Raw genomic sequence first — 16,820 nt, 5'->3', positions numbered from 1 at the left:
CACGATGACGCCAGTATCACGTTATGTCTCACTCCCGTTAACGTTGCTGGCGGGGCTGGTATTAAGCGCCTGTACCAGCAAGCCTGCGCCGACGCTAAAGAAAGGTGAGAAACCCGTTGACGTGGCGTCCGTCGTGCGCCAAAAAATACCCGCCAGCGTGAAAGACCGGGAAGCCTGGGCTCAGGCGCTGGCGAAAACCTTCGAAAGCCAGAAACTGGCGCCAACGAAAGAGAATATCTGTTCGGTGCTGGCGGTGGCGCAGCAGGAATCGAACTATCAGGCTGACCCAGCCGTTCCGGGGTTAAGCAAAATTGCCTGGCAGGAGATAGATCGCCGCGCCGAGCGTCTGCACATTCCACTGTTTCTGGTGCATACCGCCCTTAAAATCACCTCCCCGAACGGCAAAAGTTACAGCGAGCGGCTGGATAACGTGAAAACGGAAAAACAGTTGAGCGCGATTTTTGACGATTTTATTAATATTGTGCCGATGGGGCAGACGCTGTTTGGTTCGCTGAACCCGGTACATACCGGTGGCCCGATGCAGGTGAGCATCGCCTTTGCCGAAGCGCACACCCGTGGTTATCCGTGGAAAATGGACGGTACGGTACGCCAGGAGGTCTTCAGCCTGCGCGGCGGGCTGTGGTTCGGGACTTATCACTTGCTGAACTATCCCGCCAACTACAGCGCCTCTATTTACCGCTTTGCTGATTTTAACGCTGGCTGGTACGCCAGCCGTAACGCGGCGTTCCAGTACGCGGTCAGTAAAGCGACTGGCGTCAAACTGGCGCTGGACGGCGATTTAATTCGTTACGACAGCGATGACGCAGGCAAAACGGAGCTGGCTGTACGCAAGCTGGCGGGTAAGCTTTCACTGAGTGATGATGAGATCCATCGCCAGTTGAAGAAGGGCGATAGTCTTGCGTTTGAAGAGACCGATCTCTATAAGGGCGTTTATCGGATCGCACAGCAGAAAACCGGGAAGACGCTGGTAAAAGAGATGCTGCCGGGAATACAACTGGAGAGCCCGAAGATTACGCGCAATCTCACCACGGCGTGGTTTGCGAAACGCGTCGACGATCGTCGGGCGAAATGTATGGCTAACTGAGTGTCGGGGTTAGTGGCGTCGACGCCAGCGCATCACCAGCGCCACTATACCTAAAATCGCGCATCCGCCAAGGAATGGCACCAGGCCAAACAGAGTGCCTACCGCCAGCCCCATTTCGACGCGTGGGCGGCCGGTATCCTGCATTTGCATTAAATGTTCATAGACCCCCGGCGCATGCACCAGCAGGTTCAGTAACTGTGCGCCAGCCCAAAAACAGAGCAGCACGAATACCGCATAGGCGACATTACCCGGCGCGGAAGATGCGCCCTTTTTCCCATTCAGGATCAGTTTTGACAAGGCAAAATCTGTCATAAAGACCTCCCGGACTTCATTACATGACCGTGACACTGCGATGAGTGTGACAGGTGATGCTCGGAGGCTGTATAAGAATTATGGTAATTTCGGTTAAGGAATCGTCCTGGATTTCAGTGAATTGTAGGGCGATCACATATCAGTAAACTCCCCCATTTTTTTAACATTCAATAATTGTTGATTACACCACAGACCTGCCCGGCCCTTTATGCCATGATGCTTTTTTTACTTCCGGAGCCGTTATGAAGCTGCCTGCAAAAATTCGCCGTGACTGGCACTACTATGCGTTCGCAATTGGTCTGATTTTTATTCTCAACGGCGTGATAGGTTTACTCGGTTTCGAGGCAAAAGGCTGGCAAACCTATGCCGTAGGGCTGGTGACGTGGGTGGTTTGTTTCTGGCTGGCAGGGTTGATTATTCGCCGCCGCCCGGAGGACGACGGCGCGGAAGAGAGCGCTAACTAAGCCTGATTACATGGTGGTTTTTAGGGCGCTATCAGCCTGATGGCGCGCTAACGCCAGCTCGATTAACCGGGTGATCAGCGAGGTATAATCCAGCCCGCTGGCCTGCCACAGTTTAGGGTACATACTGATATTGGTAAAACCAGGCAGCGTGTTGATTTCATTGATAATCACCTCATTTTCCGCCGTCAGGAAAACGTCAACGCGCGCCATGCCGCTGCAACCCAACGTCTGGTAAGCTTGTACTGCAACATCGCGAATTTTATCGTTAATCTCTGCCGGAATAGCGGCAGGGACAACGACTTTCGCGCCATTATCGTCAATATACTTGGTGTCGTAAGCGTAAAATTCGCTGTTCAGTACGATCTCGCCGCAGGTGCTGGCTTGCGGCTCATCATTGCCGAGCACCGCGCACTCAATTTCACGGCCTTTAATGCCCTGTTCGACCACCACTTTGTGGTCAAACTCGAATGCCAGCGCGACCGCCTGCTGGTATTGGGCTTCGTTATTCACTTTACTTACGCCAACGGACGAGCCCTGGTTTGCTGGTTTCACAAACAGCGGCAGACCGAGTTTTGCTTCCACTTCAGCAAAAGAGATACGGCTGCGATTACTGCGCGTCAGGGTGATGAACGGTGCGATGGCAAGCCCGGCGTCGCGCAACAGGCGCTTGGTAACGTCTTTGTCCATGCAGGCGGCGGAGCTTAAAACGTCAGAGCCGACGAAGGGAAGGTTTGCGACGCGCAGCATTCCCTGCAGGGAACCATCTTCACCCAGGGTACCGTGAACGATTGGGAAAATCACATCGATGGCGCCCAGAGGCTGGCCGCTCTCAGCGTTGATCAACTGCTGTGATGTTTTGCCGGGAATTTGCGCCAACGTCACATCTGAGTGGCGAAGGGCGATTTTTGCCGGATCCTGCGCATTCAGCAAATAGTTCTGCGCATCGTTAATGTGCCACTGGCCCTGCTTATCAATGCCCAACAGCACGACATCAAAACGCGATTTATCAATTGCTTCAACGATATTCTTTGCCGACTGCAGCGACACTTCGTGCTCCGCTGATTTCCCGCCGAAAACAATCCCAACCCGCAACTTCGCCATCTTCAATTCCATCCGTTCCAAAACGCAAAGCACATAACATACCACGTGATTTCCGGGCTATCTGCCATAATCTTTAACTTTATTGTATGCAAGGAGAGCCGATGAAAATCACGCGCTGGCTGGTATTGGCAGGGGTTATTGCTGCTGGCTATGGTGGCTATCGGATGCTTCCCGCCTGGTACAATCCATTTACGCCGTTGATGCTTAACGATCCTCCGGGATTAATAACCCGCTGGAAGCTTAAAGCGATCACTGACGAGCAGTGCCAGGCATTGCTGGCTGAGGCAAATCAACAGAAGCTTATCAGCACGCGGAGTGTGGCGCCGGGCGGCGGCGCATGCCCGTTAACAGACGTTGTGCAGGTGAGTGATTTTGGCGCGGTAAAACTGAGTAATCGCTTCCTGGCCAGTTGTCGCCTGGCGCTTGGCAGCGCGCTTTTTGTTGAGCAACAGGTGAAGCCGCTCTCACGCCAAATGTGGCACAGTGAAGTGACGCGTATCGATCATCTGGGGAGCTTCGCCTGCCGTAATATCTACCATCGCGCCGATGGCCCGCTAAGCGAACACGCGACGGCCAGTGCGCTGGACATCAGCGGTTTTCGACTCGCCAATGGGCAGCATATCAGCGTGCTGAAGGGCTGGCAGCAGCCGCAAACTCAGCCTTTTCTGAAAGCGTTGCTGGAAAAGAGCTGCCAGTACTACGGAAACGGACTGGGGCCGGATTATAACGCGGCTCATGCAAACCATTTTCACCTGGGTATGCGCGGTTATGGCCTCTGCCGCTAAGCATAACTCTCTATCTGATGGAATTTAAAACGTAAGATCGTTCACTAAAATTAGCAAACTAATGATAAAAACCTGAACTTATCATCAGCGCATCCCGGACAACATCAACTGCCATACATCTTGCTACTCTGTGCGCTTTCCGCATAAATGAACGAATACGCGTAGCATGGAATCCTGGAAGGTTAATCTCATCTCTGTCTGGTTTGGCTGCTTTTTTACCGGTCTGGCCATCAGCCAAATTCTGCCTTTTTTGCCGCTTTATGTGGCGCAACTGGGCGTCACATCTCATGAATCCCTCTCTATGTGGTCAGGGCTGACGTTCAGTATCACCTTCCTGGTTTCAGCAATTGTTTCACCCATGTGGGGCAGCCTGGCGGATCGAAAAGGGCGCAAGTTGATGCTACTGCGCGCCTCACTCGGTATGGCGATTGCCATTTTGTTGCAGGCCTTTGCGACCAACGTCTGGCAGTTGCTTATTCTGCGCGGGATCATGGGGCTAACATCGGGTTACATCCCGAACGCAATGGCGCTGGTGGCCTCGCAGGTGCCGCGAGAGCGTAGCGGCTGGGCGTTAAGTACGCTTTCCACGGCACAGATTAGCGGTGTGATCGGCGGCCCACTGCTTGGCGGTTTCCTGGCAGATCACGTCGGCCTGAGGATGGTCTTTTACATTACCGCGCTGTTGCTGATGATAAGCTTCCTGGTGACGCTATTCCTGATCAAAGAGGGAGTGCGGCCGCAGATCAGTAAATCGGAACGCCTGAGCGGGAAGGCTGTTTTTGCCTCATTACCCTACCCAGGCCTGATTATCAGCCTGTTTGTCACCACTATGGTGATTCAAATGTGTAATGGTTCGATTGGCCCGATACTGGCGCTGTTTATCAAATCGATGGTGCCGGACAGTAACAATATCGCGTTTCTGAGTGGGATGATTGCCGCCGTGCCCGGCGTCTCGGCGCTGATCTCCGCACCCAGACTCGGAAAGCTGGGAGACCGAATCGGAACCGAACGCATTTTGCTGGCAACGCTCTGTTTTGCCGTGGTGCTTTTCTTCGCTATGTCGTTTGTGACCACACCGTTCCAGCTTGGCGTGCTGCGTTTTCTGCTCGGTTTTGCCGACGGCGCGATGCTGCCTGCGGTTCAGACGCTGTTGCTCAAATATATCAGCGAGCGCGTCACCGGGCGTATCTTCGGCTATAACCAATCGTTTATGTATCTGGGTAACGTTGCCGGGCCGCTGATTGGTGCTTCTGTTTCCGCCATGGCAGGGTTCCGCTGGGTATTTGTGGCGACGGCGGTGATTGTGCTTATCAATATCTGGCAACTGGTGGTGATGCTGCGGCGCAGTAAAGGCAACCCTCACCCCGGCCCTCTCCCTGAGGGAGAGGGTGAAAAACAGCGTCATATGTAAGCCTGGGCACGGCCAGTTCCCTCTCCCTTGAGGGAGAGGGGGAAATGCGATTCCCTCACCCTCATTTCACACAAATGTTCTACCGATCACAAAACGATCATTTACCCCACTAACCATCTTCTCAAAACAACTGTTACGCGCATACAGTTACGCGTAACAGTTCATGTTCAAGAGGTTTTTATGGGGAATTTGTTTGATTTATCGGGTAAACGTGCGCTGGTAACCGGTTCAGCGCAGGGGATTGGCTTGCTGCTGGCTCGCGGCCTGGCGGAGCACGGCGCGGAGGTGGTGATTAATGACATCACCCAGCAACGCGCCACACAGGCGGCGGATGCCCTGACGGCTGAGGGATTCCGCGCAGTGGGTTACGGTTTTGATGTCACTCATGCGCAGGAGGTCGCCAAAGCTATCGACAACATCGAACAGGAGGTGGGTGCAATTGATATTCTGATTAATAACGCCGGTATTCAGCGACGTTATCCTTTCACTGAATTTCCGGAAGCCGAATGGGATAAAGTGATCGACGTTAACCAAAAATCCGTGTTTTTGGTTTCCCAGCAGGTGGCGAAATATATGATGCCACGTCGGCAGGGGAAAATAATTAATATCTGCTCGATGCAAAGCGAATTAGGCCGCAAAACGATTACGCCTTACGCCGCCTCAAAAGGTGCGGTCAAAATGTTAACCCGTGGGATGTGTGTCGAGCTGGCGGAATACAATATTCAGGTTAACGGTATTGCGCCAGGATATTTTGCTACCGATATGACCGCTACGCTGGTTAACGACGAAGCCTTTTCCGCCTGGCTCTACCAGCGTACCCCTGCTGCCCGCTGGGGAAAACCAGAGGAACTGATTGGCGCGGCAGTTTATCTCGCGGCTCCTGCCTCTAATTTTGTGAATGGTCATATTCTGTTTGTCGATGGCGGAATGTTAGCCGCTGTGTAATTACATAAAATAATGATAGATGATGCTCATCGTCTGAGGATTGAGTATGAAAACACTTAGCAAACTGCCAGTACGCCGCTGGTGGTATTTAATGCCGATTATTTTTATTACCTACAGCCTGGCGTATCTCGATCGCGCGAATTATGGTTTTGCCGCCGCAGCCGGAATTGAAAATGATTTAGGGATCACCAAAGGGACTGCGTCGTTAATTGGCGCACTTTTCTTCCTCGGTTATTTCTTTTTCCAGGTACCGGGTGCAATGTATGCGGTAAAACGCAGCGTGCGGAAAATGATTTTTTTCAGCCTGATACTATGGGGGTTCTGCGCGGCAGCTACCGGCTTCGTCAGTAATATTCCGACATTGATGGCGATTCGCTTTACCCTGGGTATTGTCGAAGCGGCCGTTATGCCCGCCATGCTTATCTACATCAGCAACTGGTTTACCAAAAGCGAGCGTTCACGCGCCAATACTTTCCTGATTCTCGGTAACCCGGTGACGGTGCTGTGGATGTCGATTGTCTCTGGCTATCTGATTCAGGCCTGGGGCTGGCGTGAAATGTTTATTATCGAAGGCATTCCAGCCGTGTTATGGGCTTTCTGCTGGTGGGCGCTGGTGCGCGATAAACCGCAAGAGGCCACCTGGCTCAGTGAAGAAGAAAAACAAGCGCTTCAGCAGGCAATGGACAGCGAACAAACCGCCATCAAGCCCGTGCGTAACTACGGTGAAGCAATGCGTTCGCGTAACGTGATTATGCTGTGTGCCGTGCATGCGCTGTGGAGTATCGGCGTCTACGGCTTCATGATGTGGATGCCGTCGATTCTGAAAAATGCGGCGCAAATGGACATTGTCTCCGTCGGCTGGCTGGCCGCAGTGCCTTATCTGGCGGCAATTTGCCTGATGCTGGTGGTCTCGTGGCTCTCCGATAAACTGCAAAACCGTAAGCTGTTTATCTGGCCTCTGCTGCTGATTGCGGGCGTCGCGTTCTTCGGGTCGTGGATGTTGGGCACGCAGGCGTTCTGGCTCTCCTACGCATTGCTGGTAATTGCTGCAGCCTGTATGTACGCGCCTTACGGGCCGTTCTTCGCGTTGATACCAGAACTGCTGCCACGCAACGTCTCGGGCGTGTCGATGGGGTTAATCAACAGCTTCGGCGCGCTAGGCGCTTTTATTGGTGCGTGGCTGGTGGGTTATCTCAACGGCATCACCGGCGGGCCTGGCGCGTCTTACACCTTTATGGCGACCGCGCTGTTTGCGTCCGTAGTGTTGATGTACTGCGTGCGCGCGCCTGGCGAAACGACGCACGGCGCGCTGCAAACGAATAAGGCCGCCAGCTAAACGGGCTGGATGCAGATCCTGCCCGGCTGTGATAAGGTTCTCTGCGAGCAAAACAGACATTTTGTCGCAGAGAACCTCATGAAAAACAATCGGATGACATTGCAGGATATCGCTAACCTGGCGGGGCTTAATAAGATGACGGTCAGCCGTTATCTGCGCGACCCTAATCAGGTGTCTGCGCGTAGCCGTGAATTGATTTCGAAAATCATGGAAGAGAACAACTACATTCCCAATCGCGCGCCGGAAATTTTGCTCAACGCGCGCAGTAAAACGATCGGCGTTTTGATCCCTTCGTTTCGCAATCAGATCTTCGCCGACGTACTGGCGGGGATCGAGTCCGTGACCTCCGCGCATCAATACCAAACGCTGATCGCCAACTACGAATACGATCCCTGTCGTGAAGAGCGGGAAGTGCTGAATCTGCTTTCGTATAACATCGATGGCCTGATCCTCACGGGCCGCCAGCATACGGACAGAATGGTGCAGTACCTGCGCGCCAGCGGTATTCCGGTGGCGGAGTTAATGGACGTTTCCGGGCAACCGCTCGATATTCAGGTCGGCTTTGATAACGAAAAAGCCGCCTGGGAGATGACCACCGCGTTTCTCGACAGCGGTAAGCGACAGATCGCCTTCTTTGGCTCAATGGATGACCCGCGCGATCTCAGTCGATATCGCGGCACGCAAAATGCGCTGGCGGCACACGGCCTGGAGCCGTACCACCTGGCACCGAAAACCATCTCTTCGGTTTCACTGGGGCGTCAAATGTTTCAGCAAATGCGCCAGCAGCGCCCGGATATTGACGCGGTATTCTGCACCAATGATGACCTGGCGGTCGGCGTGCTGCTGGAGTGCCAGGCGCAGAATATCAGCGTGCCGGGCAAGCTGGCGATCGCCGGTTTTCACGGGCTGGAAATAGGGCGCGCGCGCCTGCAAAAAGTTGCCAGCGTGGTCACGCCGCGCTTCGAGATTGGCCAGGTGGCCAGCGAATTGCTGCTTAAACGACTGGCGGGTAAAGATGTGCCGGAAAGCGTGAATGTAGGCTATCAGATTTATTACGGCGATACGCTGTGATGGCCTCCGTCGCCTGTAAAACTGCTATTCCGCCCACGCATTCTGGCGCTTCAGTTCCTCATTGACCTTGCCGTTAATCTCCTTCAATAATCCCGGAATATCGCTATTACAGTCGGCGTAAATTTTATTAAACCCATCTGCGGTTATCTGGCGCACCGGGATCCAGTTCGGGATCTGCGGCATATAACGCCCGTCTTTCGCATAGGTTTGCGCAAATACCGCCCATTTGGGATCGGGGTGATAATCGGCAATTGCCAGTTTATTATTCACCGGCAGGCGAACCACTGGCATGGAGGCACTTTGCGTCGCCATGCCGATCTCCTGGCCTTCCGGGGAGATCATAAATTCAAGAAATTTCATTGCCGCCGCTTTGTGCTGGCTGGTTTTCATCAGGAACGCGGTGGTGCCTTCCGCCATTGATGTCGTGCCGCCAGGCCCGGCAGGCGGAGGCACAACCGTGTAGGTCGCTTTGCCCGGATCTTTATCAAACAGGGCGATGTGATACGGGCCGGAGGAGTACATCCCGCTCTGACCCGAGCGATAAGAGGTATTCGCGTCGGCGGTGGTCTGATTGATTGCACCCGGTTGCGATACGCCGTCACAAACTATACCGCGCATAAATGTCATCGCCGTAGCGGCTTCTTTACTGTCGAGCGCGCCCTTAAATTTACCGGGCTGTGTCGCCACCAGATAATTGCCGCCTGCCTGCCAGAGGTAAGATGAGGAGAACGAACTGGCGTAGCCGCGCGTGGTGGCGAGCGGCATCACAAAGCCGTAGGTGTCGTTTTTCCCGTTGCCATCGGGGTCGTTGAAAGTAAACGCGTGCGCGACTTTTTTCAGTTCATCCCAGGTGGTCGGGGCTTTCATGCCGAGTTTATCCAACCAGTCCTGGCGGATAAACAGCGCATAGGTATGCGCGGAGGTGGGCACGCCGTAGTATTTACCGTCAGGCAACTGTGTTGATTTCCATGCGGCCTCGTAGACATCCGCGCCGTGTTTCAGTTTTGTTGGGTCGATTTCGTCAACAATACCCAATTGCACCATTTGCCCGACAATGATGGCGTCGTTAAATACAACATCCGGTAATGCATTTCCGGTGGCTGCGCGCGCCAGTCGCTGGTCAAAATCGGTGACCGCATTGAAATATTTAATCGAAATTCCGGTTTGCTGTTCAAAAGTATCCGCCAGTTTTTGATAAATGACTTTTGAATCATTGCTGGCACGAATCCACACATTCAGCTCTTCCGCTGCGACGGTATGTGAAAGCGAGAATAAAATAGCCAGACTCAGTGCCCTGGTACGATATCGCATAACGAGACTCCTGCTCTGAAATAGAATAAAACATCGTTTTATATAGTGCGGCTTGATACCGGGTGACGGCAAGAGGACAGAAAACCGGGAAAAATGTGACGCGTATAAAAATATTCACCAAAAGTGTGATCCTGATGGTTTATTTCATTTTAATGACAGTGCGAACGGCGCTAATTATTTCATTGTCGGTCAGAATATCTTTCATTTTCCATCGCAACTCACGTTTTGCCGTTGCGCAGCAGGGCAACGCAATTATGATAAAATGTAAAAATAGTGTCATCTCACTGTCATCTCGCTTTTATACAGTCGCTTCGATTTTATTTAGCATTTTCATGGAGATGATAATAATGAAGTACAGCGCACTCTTTATTGCTTTATTACCTTTGCTGGGCACCCCCTTTATTCACGCAGAAACGCCTTCCGCACCGGCTCTCGACAGCCGTGCGGCGCAGGGCGATATCACCACGCCCGGCGGGGCGCGTCGCTTAAACGGCGACCAGTCAGCGGCGCTGCGGGCGTCAATTATCGATAAACCGGCGAAAAATATCATTCTGCTGATTGGCGATGGCATGGGTGATTCGGAAATTACCGCTGCGCGCAACTATGCGCTGGGCGCGGGTGGTTTTTTTAAGGGGATCGATGCGCTGCCGCTGACCGGCCAGTACACCCACTATGCGCTGGATAAGAAAACCGGCAAACCGGATTACGTTACTGACTCTGCAGCCTCTGCCACGGCATGGAGTACCGGAGTCAAAACTTACAACGGCGCGCTGGGCGTGGATATCCACGAAAAAGCGCACCAGACTATTCTTGAGCTGGCGAAATCGGCAGGACTGGCGACCGGGAATGTCTCGACCGCAGAACTGCAGGATGCGACTCCAGCGGCACAGATTTCTCACGTGACGTCGCGTAAATGCTACGGCCCGAGCGTGACCACGGAAAAATGCCCGACTAACGCGCTGGAAAAAGGCGGGAAAGGCTCCATTACGGAACAACTGCTGAACGCCCGCGCTGACGTCACTTTAGGCGGCGGTGCGAAAACCTTCGCTGAAACGGCGACGGCAGGCGAGTGGCAGGGGAAAACCCTGCGTGAACAGGCGCAGGCGCGCGGTTATCAACTGGTCGGCGATGCAAATGGGCTGGCAGCCATCACAGCAGCGAATCAGGATAAACCGCTGCTGGGCTTGTTCTCTGACGGCAATATGCCTGTGCGCTGGGAAGGGCCGAAAGCGTCTTATCACGGGAATATTGATAAACCGGTCGTTACCTGTACGCCAAATCCAAAGCGCAATGACAGCGTGCCGACGCTGGCGCAGATGACCGAAAAGGCAATTACGCTGCTGAGTGCGAACGAAAAAGGCTTCTTCCTGCAGGTTGAGGGCGCGTCGATTGATAAGCAGGATCACGCAGCGAATCCCTGTGGCCAAATTGGCGAAACGGTAGATCTGGACGAGGCTGTACAGAAGGCGCTGGAGTTCGCCAAAAAAGACGGTAATACCCTGGTGGTGGTGACTGCCGACCACGCCCACGCCAGCCAGATTGTGGCGCCAGATACTAAAGCGCCAGGTTTGACTCAGGCGCTGAACACCAAAGATGGCGCGGTGATGGTGATAAGCTACGGCAACTCTGAAGAGGAGTCGATGGAACATACCGGCACTCAGGTACGTATTGCAGCCTACGGCCCGCATGCGGCAAATGTGGTTGGCCTGACCGATCAGACCGATCTCTATTACACCATGAAGTCTGCACTTGGCCTGTAATTGATATTGTGAGCTTGTTTTATTTCCGCCAGCGTTCAGAATTGTAAGGATTATCTTATATAAGGATGGTGCAATGAAACTCGCAATATTAGGTGCTTTTGTTTTTGGTCTCTGTTTTGTCTCCACCGCTGGCGCGGCAGATCAGACATTAACGCCGCAGCAGCAGCGTATGCGTGACTGTAATGCGCAGGCAACGGCGAAAACAATCAAAGGCGATGAGCGCAAAACCTATATGAGCGCATGCCTGAAAGGGCAGGATGCGGCGAAAGAAAAAGGCGTTACGCCTCAGCAGCAGAAAATGCGTGAATGTAATGCGAAAGCCACAGAGCAGTCATTAAAAGGTGACGATCGTAAGAAATTTATGAGCGCCTGCCTGAAAAAATCGGCTTAAAACGTAATCAACTTTTATGGCAAGAAATACGCCCGGCAGAAATTAGCCGGGCGTAATGATTTAAGAGATTCAGGCTTTACTCATTTTTTCCGATTTTTCCATGCACTTCGCCATGGCTTCAATAACGGCGGAGCGGAAACCTTTCTCTTCCAGTACGCGAACGGCTTCAATAGTGGTGCCGCCCGGCGAGCAGACCATATCTTTCAGTTCGCCCGGATGCTTACCGGTCTCCAGCACCATTTTTGCCGAGCCCATTACTGCCTGTGCGGCAAATTTATAAGCCTGCGCGCGCGGCATACCGCCAAGCACGGCGGCGTCGGCCATTGCTTCGATAAACATAAAGACGTAGGCCGGAGCGGAACCGCTTACGCCAACTACCGGGTGGATCATCTGTTCGGCGATAATTTCAGCTTCGCCAAAGCAGCGGAAGATATTCAGCACATCGGCGGTATCTTCTGGCGTTACCAGCGCATTTGGCGTAACAGAAGTCATTCCGGCGTTGACCAGCGATGGCGTATTCGGCATCGCACGAATGATTTTTCGGTCGTGACCCAGCGCGCGTGCCAGTTGGTCGAGCGTGATACCGGCTGCGATAGAAACAACCAGTGAGTCTTTGTTGAAGCTGGAAGCCACATCGCCGAGAACTTTAATCATGATGCCAGGTTTCACGGCACCGAAGACGATATCCGCCACCTGGGCGACTTCCTGCGCGCTTTCAGCGGCGTTAATACCGAACTTGTCGTGCAGGGCGGCGACTTTATCCGGCGATGGGGTATAGACCCAAATCTGGCCTGGCAGTACCTGCCCGCTGGCAATCAGACCGCCAAGAATCGCTTTACCCATATTGCCGCAGCCGATGAAGCCAATCTTTTTGTCCATGATCTCTCCCATTGTGTGTTTTTTATTAGTGTACCTGTATAGGCAGCGTTGAGTAACCTTATCATTACGCGACAGCGCACGCCTGGCGTGTCATCATTGCGTTCTGTTTTGCTGAGTCAGGAGATGTGATGACGATTTGGGTTGATGCGGACGCCTGTCCGAACGTAATTAAAGAAGTGCTGTTTCGCGCGGCAGACCGCACGCAAATGCAGGTAACGCTGGTGGCGAATCAGTATCTGCGTGTGCCTCCTTCGCGGTTTATTCGTGCGATGGTGGTGCCGAAAGGGTTCGACGTGGCTGACAATGAAATTGTGCGCCTGTGCGAACCGGGCGATCTGGTGATTACCGCCGATATTCCACTGGCGGCTGAAGTGCTGGAAAAAGGCGCCGCAGCGCTAAATCCACGCGGCGAACGCTACAGTGAAGCGACGATTCGCGAGCGTTTAACCATGCGCGATTTTATGGAAACGATGCGCGCAAGCGGTGTGCAAACGGGTGGGCCGGCAACCTTGAATCAGCGCGACAGGCAGCAATTTGCCGCAGAACTTGATAAATGGTTACTGGCAGCGAAACGTGCTTAACGTGAACTCCGTCACGAAAATGTGTTACCGTTTGCATTGGATGTCGGCTTGTCAACAAACCGTGCTTTCATGTACATTTATCTAAACATTACGTGACATCTTTTCTTTACGCTCTGACGTGCTATTTTATAGGCTGCAATCGCTTATTCTGGGCATGCTTTCGTTTGTATTGTAACTATACATTTACACTTACTTGTGTACTAGTTTGGTGATATCATTTTTATTTCAGATAGACATCCCGCAACCCCGCGGTCCCAGGGAGAACTCCAGGTAATGACTCAGCCCATATTTTTGATTGGCGCGCGTGGTTGTGGAAAAACAACTATAGGTCAACGGCTTACCCATGCCTGTAATTTTCATTTTGTGGATACCGACCAGGTGTTGCAACAACGTGCCGGGATGACGGTTGCCGATATTGTGGTGAGAGAAGGGTGGTCAGGATTTCGTGCCCGTGAGACGCAAACCCTGCAATCTGTAACCCAGCCCGCCACGGTGATCGCCACGGGCGGGGGCATTATTCTCTCGTCCATCAACCGTGATTTTATGCGCCAGAACGGTATCGTCATTTATCTTAATGCTCCGGTGTCGGTGCTGGCTGGTCGGCTTGAAGCCTTCCCTGAAGCCTCGCAGCGCCCTACGCTAACCGGTAAACCTATCACTGAAGAAGTGGCTGATATCCTTGCCCAGCGCGATGAACTCTATCGCCAGACGGCGCACCATATTGTCGATGCATCCGCATCTCCGGATGACGTCGTCGCGCAAATTTTGACCGAACTACGACTGGCCCGCGCTTCCTGATTTTACCATTGGCTATACTTAACGCTCTGACAATCCACACAAGGAGGAGCGATGCCGACTAATCCCCCGTATCCACGCGAGGCGCGTATTGACGTTGTCGAGAAAGGGCAGCCGGGGCAGACTGTCACCTGGTATCAATTACGTGCCGACCATCCAACCCCCAATACGCTGATAAGCGAACATACCACCATGCAGGATGCGCTGGACGCTAAGCAGCGCTACGAAGACCCTTCCAAAACCTAACTCCTCGCCATAAGGCCCTATATTAAAAGTGGTTATATCGGGCCTTAATCACACTTTTTACTTATCATAACTGTTACATAAAGGTTAAAGTTAAGTTATATCGGTAGCTTGTCCGATCCGGCCCGAACCTTTACATTCCGCCGGATAAATGAGCTGCTACGCTTCTGAACGGTGTTTTTCATCCATCCAGGTGGCTAAGTGGTAAAAAAGCCGTGTAAAGGCAGTGGTTGTAGAGAAGGTACATAACATGAATACGACGATGGCGATTCTGACGGTAGGGGTTGTACCCGTCAAAGAAGTGTTGCCACTTCTCACTGAACATATCAGGGAAGAGCAGATTACCCATAAGAGTTTACTGGGTAATATGAGTCGGAAAGACGTTATGGAAGAGTATGGCGCACGGCCAGGCGAGGAGACAATACTGGCGTTGCTGAATGATAATCAACTGGTGGAGGTCTCGCGTTCTAAGATTGAGCGTGATCTACAAGCCATTATTGAAGTACTTGATAACCAACAGTATGACGTCATTTTATTGATGAACACGTTCAATCTGCGGCATCTGGTGGCGCGCAACGCGATGCTGATTGAGCCTCAGCGGATTATCCCGCCGCTGGTGGCATCCATTGTGGAAGGCCATCAGGTTGGTGTGATTATTCCGATTGAGGAACTCCTTCGTGCGCAGCAGGAGAAGTGGCAGGTTCTGCCCTCTGAACCCTATTATGAACTGGCAAACCCGATCCACGGCACCGATCCAGAGCTGATCGCCGCCGGGGAAAAACTGATTGCGCGGGGCGCCGATGTGCTGGTAATGGACTGCTTAGGCTTCCATCAGCACCACCGAGACTTGTTACAAAAAACGCTGGATGTTCCTGTTTTATTGTCAAATGTTCTGGTCGCCAGGCTGGCGGCAGAATTATTAGTTTAACAATATAAATCGCGTGACAGGCTTCTGTTCGCCCCCCTATATTGAGTCCTTCAACACAAGACAATAAGGGCCTGTTTATGCTTCAAAGCAATGAATACTTCGACGGAAAAGTGAAATCCATTGGTTTTACCAGCAGCGGCACCGGGCGCGCCAGCGTCGGCGTGATGGCTGAGGGAGAGTACACCTTCGGCACGGCGCAACCGGAAGAGATGACGGTGGTGAGTGGTGCGCTGAATGTATTGCTACCTGGTGCAACTGAGTGGCAGGTGTATACCGCTGGTGAAGTGTTCAACGTGCCCGGCAACAGCGAGTTCCATCTGGAAGTTGCGGAACCGACGTCTTATCTTTGCCGTTATCTGTAAGTGTGTCTCCTTCCTGCTGCGGCAGGAAGGAGATGTGAAGCATTAACGCTGCGCTTCCCCGCCAAGCCCTTCCACCAGGCTCTTAATCAGAGCAGCCAGTTCGCCGGTCATCAGGATAAAGTCTGCATCAAAACGCGCGGCGTAGTCTTCTCTATCGATATCTTCGTTTTGGTCGCGCAGTTCATCGCTGAATTTCAGGCGCTTGATGGAGCCATCATCGCACATCATGAACTGAATGCGTTGCTGCCAGTCGAGCGCCAGTTTAGTCACCAGCTTACCGGCTTCAATATGCACGGCGATTTCATCGCAGACCAGATCCTGTTTCTTCGCGCGGATCACGCCGCCATCTTCAAGGATCGCTTTCAATTCTGCTTCGTCGAGGAGCTGGAAGCTTTGCGCCGCTGATCCAGAGCGCACCCATTCGGTCAGCGTCAGTTCGATCGGGTTTTCCATTGTCAGAGGGACTACCGGTAGCGAACCCAGGCTTTTACGCAACAGGGCGAGAGTATCTTCCGCTTTTTTGGCGCTGGCGCAGTCGACCATAATCAAATCGTTGACGGTGTCTATCCACATCATCGTCTGGCTGAAGCGGCTGAAGGCGCGCGGCAGAAGGGAATGCAACACCTCATCTTTCAGCGAATCTTTTTCGGTTTTTTTCAGCTTGCGGCCCTGATCGGCCTCCAGCTTGTGGATCTTCGCTTCCAGTGCCTGTTTGACGACGGGAGAAGGCAGGATCTTCTCCTCTTTACGGGCGCAAATAATAATCTGACCGTTGGCCGTGTGGGTTAGCGCATCGCTCTGCGACGATCCCATCGGCGGAACCCAACCGGTTTTCGCCATGTCCTGGCTTCCGCACGGGGTGAAAGTCCATTCAGCGAGCTGTTTTTCCATCTCTTCGGCGCGCAAAGAAATGTCGCGGCTGAGACGATAAACCATTAAATTTTTGAACCACAGCATAATATTTCCCACGGCTTTATCGTTAAATTCAGCGGGCATAATAACGAATTGTCTCTATGCTTGCATTGTTAATCGGGGAATTT

Annotated in this window: 19 protein-coding genes; 14 read left to right on the top strand and 5 right to left on the bottom strand. The window is 52.8% G+C overall.

The features are described 5' to 3' along the window. Window positions 1–4: 4 nt before the first annotated feature. The gene (locus tag VSR74_RS08215) at window positions 5–1,105 is read left to right on the top strand and encodes a DUF1615 domain-containing protein (protein ID WP_347794205.1); all 1,101 of its coding nucleotides are present in this window, start codon (window positions 5–7) and stop codon (window positions 1,103–1,105) included. 9 nt (window positions 1,106–1,114) lie between these two features. Here VSR74_RS08215 and VSR74_RS08210 read toward each other — a convergent pair whose 3' ends face one another. Then, a complete protein-coding gene (locus VSR74_RS08210; protein ID WP_347794204.1) occupies window positions 1,115–1,417 on the bottom strand; it encodes a DUF2755 family protein in 303 nt (100 codons plus the stop codon). A 242-nt stretch (window positions 1,418–1,659) separates the two neighbouring features. Here VSR74_RS08210 and VSR74_RS08205 point away from each other — a divergent pair, with 242 nt between their 5' ends. Further along, window positions 1,660–1,881 (top strand): DUF2754 domain-containing protein, encoded by a 222-nt coding sequence (locus tag VSR74_RS08205; RefSeq protein ID WP_347794203.1) that lies wholly within the window; start codon window positions 1,660–1,662, stop codon window positions 1,879–1,881. A gap of 6 nt (window positions 1,882–1,887) precedes the next feature. Here VSR74_RS08205 and ddlA read toward each other — a convergent pair whose 3' ends face one another. After that, window positions 1,888–2,982, bottom strand: coding sequence for a D-alanine--D-alanine ligase (gene ddlA / locus VSR74_RS08200; protein ID WP_347794202.1), 1,095 nt, complete (start codon window positions 2,980–2,982; stop codon window positions 1,888–1,890). Window positions 2,983–3,083: 101 nt separating this feature from the next. Here ddlA and VSR74_RS08195 point away from each other — a divergent pair, with 101 nt between their 5' ends. From VSR74_RS08195 to idnR, 5 genes are all read left to right on the top strand, one after another. Beyond that, window positions 3,084–3,767 carry an extensin-like domain-containing protein gene (locus VSR74_RS08195; RefSeq protein WP_347794201.1) on the top strand — a complete coding sequence of 228 codons (684 nt, stop codon included), beginning with the start codon at window positions 3,084–3,086 and terminating at the stop codon, window positions 3,765–3,767. A gap of 166 nt (window positions 3,768–3,933) precedes the next feature. After that, window positions 3,934–5,178, top strand: a complete 1,245-nt coding sequence (locus tag VSR74_RS08190; RefSeq protein ID WP_347794200.1) for a multidrug efflux MFS transporter — start codon at window positions 3,934–3,936, stop codon at window positions 5,176–5,178. Window positions 5,179–5,358: 180 nt separating this feature from the next. Further along, window positions 5,359–6,123, top strand: coding sequence for a gluconate 5-dehydrogenase (gene idnO, locus VSR74_RS08185; protein WP_347794199.1), 765 nt, complete (start codon window positions 5,359–5,361; stop codon window positions 6,121–6,123). A 46-nt stretch (window positions 6,124–6,169) separates the two neighbouring features. Beyond that, window positions 6,170–7,459: an MFS transporter gene (locus tag VSR74_RS08180; protein ID WP_347794198.1), complete on the top strand. Its 1,290-nt coding sequence runs from the start codon at window positions 6,170–6,172 to the stop codon at window positions 7,457–7,459. Between the two features lie 78 nt (window positions 7,460–7,537). Further along, complete coding sequence (gene idnR / locus VSR74_RS08175; protein WP_347794197.1) at window positions 7,538–8,530, top strand: DNA-binding transcriptional regulator IdnR; 993 nt, start codon at window positions 7,538–7,540, stop codon at window positions 8,528–8,530. Between the two features lie 24 nt (window positions 8,531–8,554). Here the strand turns inward: idnR and VSR74_RS08170 are convergent, their stop codons facing one another. Continuing rightward, window positions 8,555–9,841 carry an ABC transporter substrate-binding protein gene (locus VSR74_RS08170; protein WP_347794196.1) on the bottom strand — a complete coding sequence of 429 codons (1,287 nt, stop codon included), beginning with the start codon at window positions 9,839–9,841 and terminating at the stop codon, window positions 8,555–8,557. Between the two features lie 332 nt (window positions 9,842–10,173). On the opposite strand from VSR74_RS08170, the gene phoA reads away from it, so the two are divergent. Both phoA and VSR74_RS08160 read left to right on the top strand, forming a co-directional pair. Further along, window positions 10,174–11,601, top strand: a complete 1,428-nt coding sequence (gene phoA / locus VSR74_RS08165) for an alkaline phosphatase (RefSeq protein WP_347794195.1) — start codon at window positions 10,174–10,176, stop codon at window positions 11,599–11,601. Between the two features lie 73 nt (window positions 11,602–11,674). Continuing rightward, the gene (locus VSR74_RS08160; RefSeq protein WP_015965640.1) at window positions 11,675–11,992 is read left to right on the top strand and encodes a PsiF family protein; all 318 of its coding nucleotides are present in this window, start codon (window positions 11,675–11,677) and stop codon (window positions 11,990–11,992) included. A 69-nt stretch (window positions 11,993–12,061) separates the two neighbouring features. Here VSR74_RS08160 and proC read toward each other — a convergent pair whose 3' ends face one another. Further along, window positions 12,062–12,871, bottom strand: a complete 810-nt coding sequence (gene proC / locus VSR74_RS08155) for a pyrroline-5-carboxylate reductase (RefSeq protein ID WP_347794194.1) — start codon at window positions 12,869–12,871, stop codon at window positions 12,062–12,064. A gap of 128 nt (window positions 12,872–12,999) precedes the next feature. Here proC and VSR74_RS08150 point away from each other — a divergent pair, with 128 nt between their 5' ends. From VSR74_RS08150 to ppnP, 5 genes are all read left to right on the top strand, one after another. Next, complete coding sequence (locus VSR74_RS08150; RefSeq protein ID WP_347794193.1) at window positions 13,000–13,452, top strand: YaiI/YqxD family protein; 453 nt, start codon at window positions 13,000–13,002, stop codon at window positions 13,450–13,452. 273 nt (window positions 13,453–13,725) lie between these two features. Next, window positions 13,726–14,250: a shikimate kinase AroL gene (gene aroL, locus VSR74_RS08145; protein WP_347794192.1), complete on the top strand. Its 525-nt coding sequence runs from the start codon at window positions 13,726–13,728 to the stop codon at window positions 14,248–14,250. 51 nt (window positions 14,251–14,301) lie between these two features. Beyond that, window positions 14,302–14,493: a YaiA family protein gene (locus VSR74_RS08140; RefSeq protein WP_347794191.1), complete on the top strand. Its 192-nt coding sequence runs from the start codon at window positions 14,302–14,304 to the stop codon at window positions 14,491–14,493. A gap of 247 nt (window positions 14,494–14,740) precedes the next feature. Beyond that, the gene (locus VSR74_RS08135; protein ID WP_347794190.1) at window positions 14,741–15,418 is read left to right on the top strand and encodes an AroM family protein; all 678 of its coding nucleotides are present in this window, start codon (window positions 14,741–14,743) and stop codon (window positions 15,416–15,418) included. Window positions 15,419–15,495: 77 nt separating this feature from the next. Continuing rightward, window positions 15,496–15,780, top strand: a complete 285-nt coding sequence (ppnP, locus tag VSR74_RS08130; protein ID WP_347794189.1) for a pyrimidine/purine nucleoside phosphorylase — start codon at window positions 15,496–15,498, stop codon at window positions 15,778–15,780. Window positions 15,781–15,822: 42 nt separating this feature from the next. Here ppnP and rdgC read toward each other — a convergent pair whose 3' ends face one another. Beyond that, the gene (gene rdgC / locus VSR74_RS08125) at window positions 15,823–16,737 is read right to left on the bottom strand and encodes a recombination-associated protein RdgC (protein ID WP_347794188.1); all 915 of its coding nucleotides are present in this window, start codon (window positions 16,735–16,737) and stop codon (window positions 15,823–15,825) included. Window positions 16,738–16,820: the final 83 nt, after the last annotated feature.

This window comes from Pseudocitrobacter cyperus, assembly GCF_039889165.1.
Taxonomy (GTDB): Bacteria; Pseudomonadota; Gammaproteobacteria; order Enterobacterales; family Enterobacteriaceae; genus Pseudocitrobacter; species Pseudocitrobacter cyperus.
This window is presented reverse-complemented; position numbering and strand designations above follow the sequence as displayed.

What these genes read in the sequence shown, in the direction of transcription:
- VSR74_RS08215 (WP_347794205.1), top strand. Translation starts at nt 5, where the DNA reads ATGACGCCAGTATCACGTTATGTCTCACTCCCGTTAACGTTGCTGGCG.
- VSR74_RS08210 (WP_347794204.1), bottom strand. Translation starts at nt 1,417, where the DNA reads ATGACAGATTTTGCCTTGTCAAAACTGATCCTGAATGGGAAAAAGGGC.
- VSR74_RS08205 (WP_347794203.1), top strand. Translation starts at nt 1,660, where the DNA reads ATGAAGCTGCCTGCAAAAATTCGCCGTGACTGGCACTACTATGCGTTC.
- ddlA (WP_347794202.1), bottom strand. Translation starts at nt 2,982, where the DNA reads ATGGCGAAGTTGCGGGTTGGGATTGTTTTCGGCGGGAAATCAGCGGAG.
- VSR74_RS08195 (WP_347794201.1), top strand. Translation starts at nt 3,084, where the DNA reads ATGAAAATCACGCGCTGGCTGGTATTGGCAGGGGTTATTGCTGCTGGC.
- VSR74_RS08190 (WP_347794200.1), top strand. Translation starts at nt 3,934, where the DNA reads ATGGAATCCTGGAAGGTTAATCTCATCTCTGTCTGGTTTGGCTGCTTT.
- idnO (WP_347794199.1), top strand. Translation starts at nt 5,359, where the DNA reads ATGGGGAATTTGTTTGATTTATCGGGTAAACGTGCGCTGGTAACCGGT.
- VSR74_RS08180 (WP_347794198.1), top strand. Translation starts at nt 6,170, where the DNA reads ATGAAAACACTTAGCAAACTGCCAGTACGCCGCTGGTGGTATTTAATG.
- idnR (WP_347794197.1), top strand. Translation starts at nt 7,538, where the DNA reads ATGAAAAACAATCGGATGACATTGCAGGATATCGCTAACCTGGCGGGG.
- VSR74_RS08170 (WP_347794196.1), bottom strand. Translation starts at nt 9,841, where the DNA reads ATGCGATATCGTACCAGGGCACTGAGTCTGGCTATTTTATTCTCGCTT.
- phoA (WP_347794195.1), top strand. Translation starts at nt 10,174, where the DNA reads ATGGAGATGATAATAATGAAGTACAGCGCACTCTTTATTGCTTTATTA.
- VSR74_RS08160 (WP_015965640.1), top strand. Translation starts at nt 11,675, where the DNA reads ATGAAACTCGCAATATTAGGTGCTTTTGTTTTTGGTCTCTGTTTTGTC.
- proC (WP_347794194.1), bottom strand. Translation starts at nt 12,871, where the DNA reads ATGGACAAAAAGATTGGCTTCATCGGCTGCGGCAATATGGGTAAAGCG.
- VSR74_RS08150 (WP_347794193.1), top strand. Translation starts at nt 13,000, where the DNA reads ATGACGATTTGGGTTGATGCGGACGCCTGTCCGAACGTAATTAAAGAA.
- aroL (WP_347794192.1), top strand. Translation starts at nt 13,726, where the DNA reads ATGACTCAGCCCATATTTTTGATTGGCGCGCGTGGTTGTGGAAAAACA.
- VSR74_RS08140 (WP_347794191.1), top strand. Translation starts at nt 14,302, where the DNA reads ATGCCGACTAATCCCCCGTATCCACGCGAGGCGCGTATTGACGTTGTC.
- VSR74_RS08135 (WP_347794190.1), top strand. Translation starts at nt 14,741, where the DNA reads ATGAATACGACGATGGCGATTCTGACGGTAGGGGTTGTACCCGTCAAA.
- ppnP (WP_347794189.1), top strand. Translation starts at nt 15,496, where the DNA reads ATGCTTCAAAGCAATGAATACTTCGACGGAAAAGTGAAATCCATTGGT.
- rdgC (WP_347794188.1), bottom strand. Translation starts at nt 16,737, where the DNA reads ATGCTGTGGTTCAAAAATTTAATGGTTTATCGTCTCAGCCGCGACATT.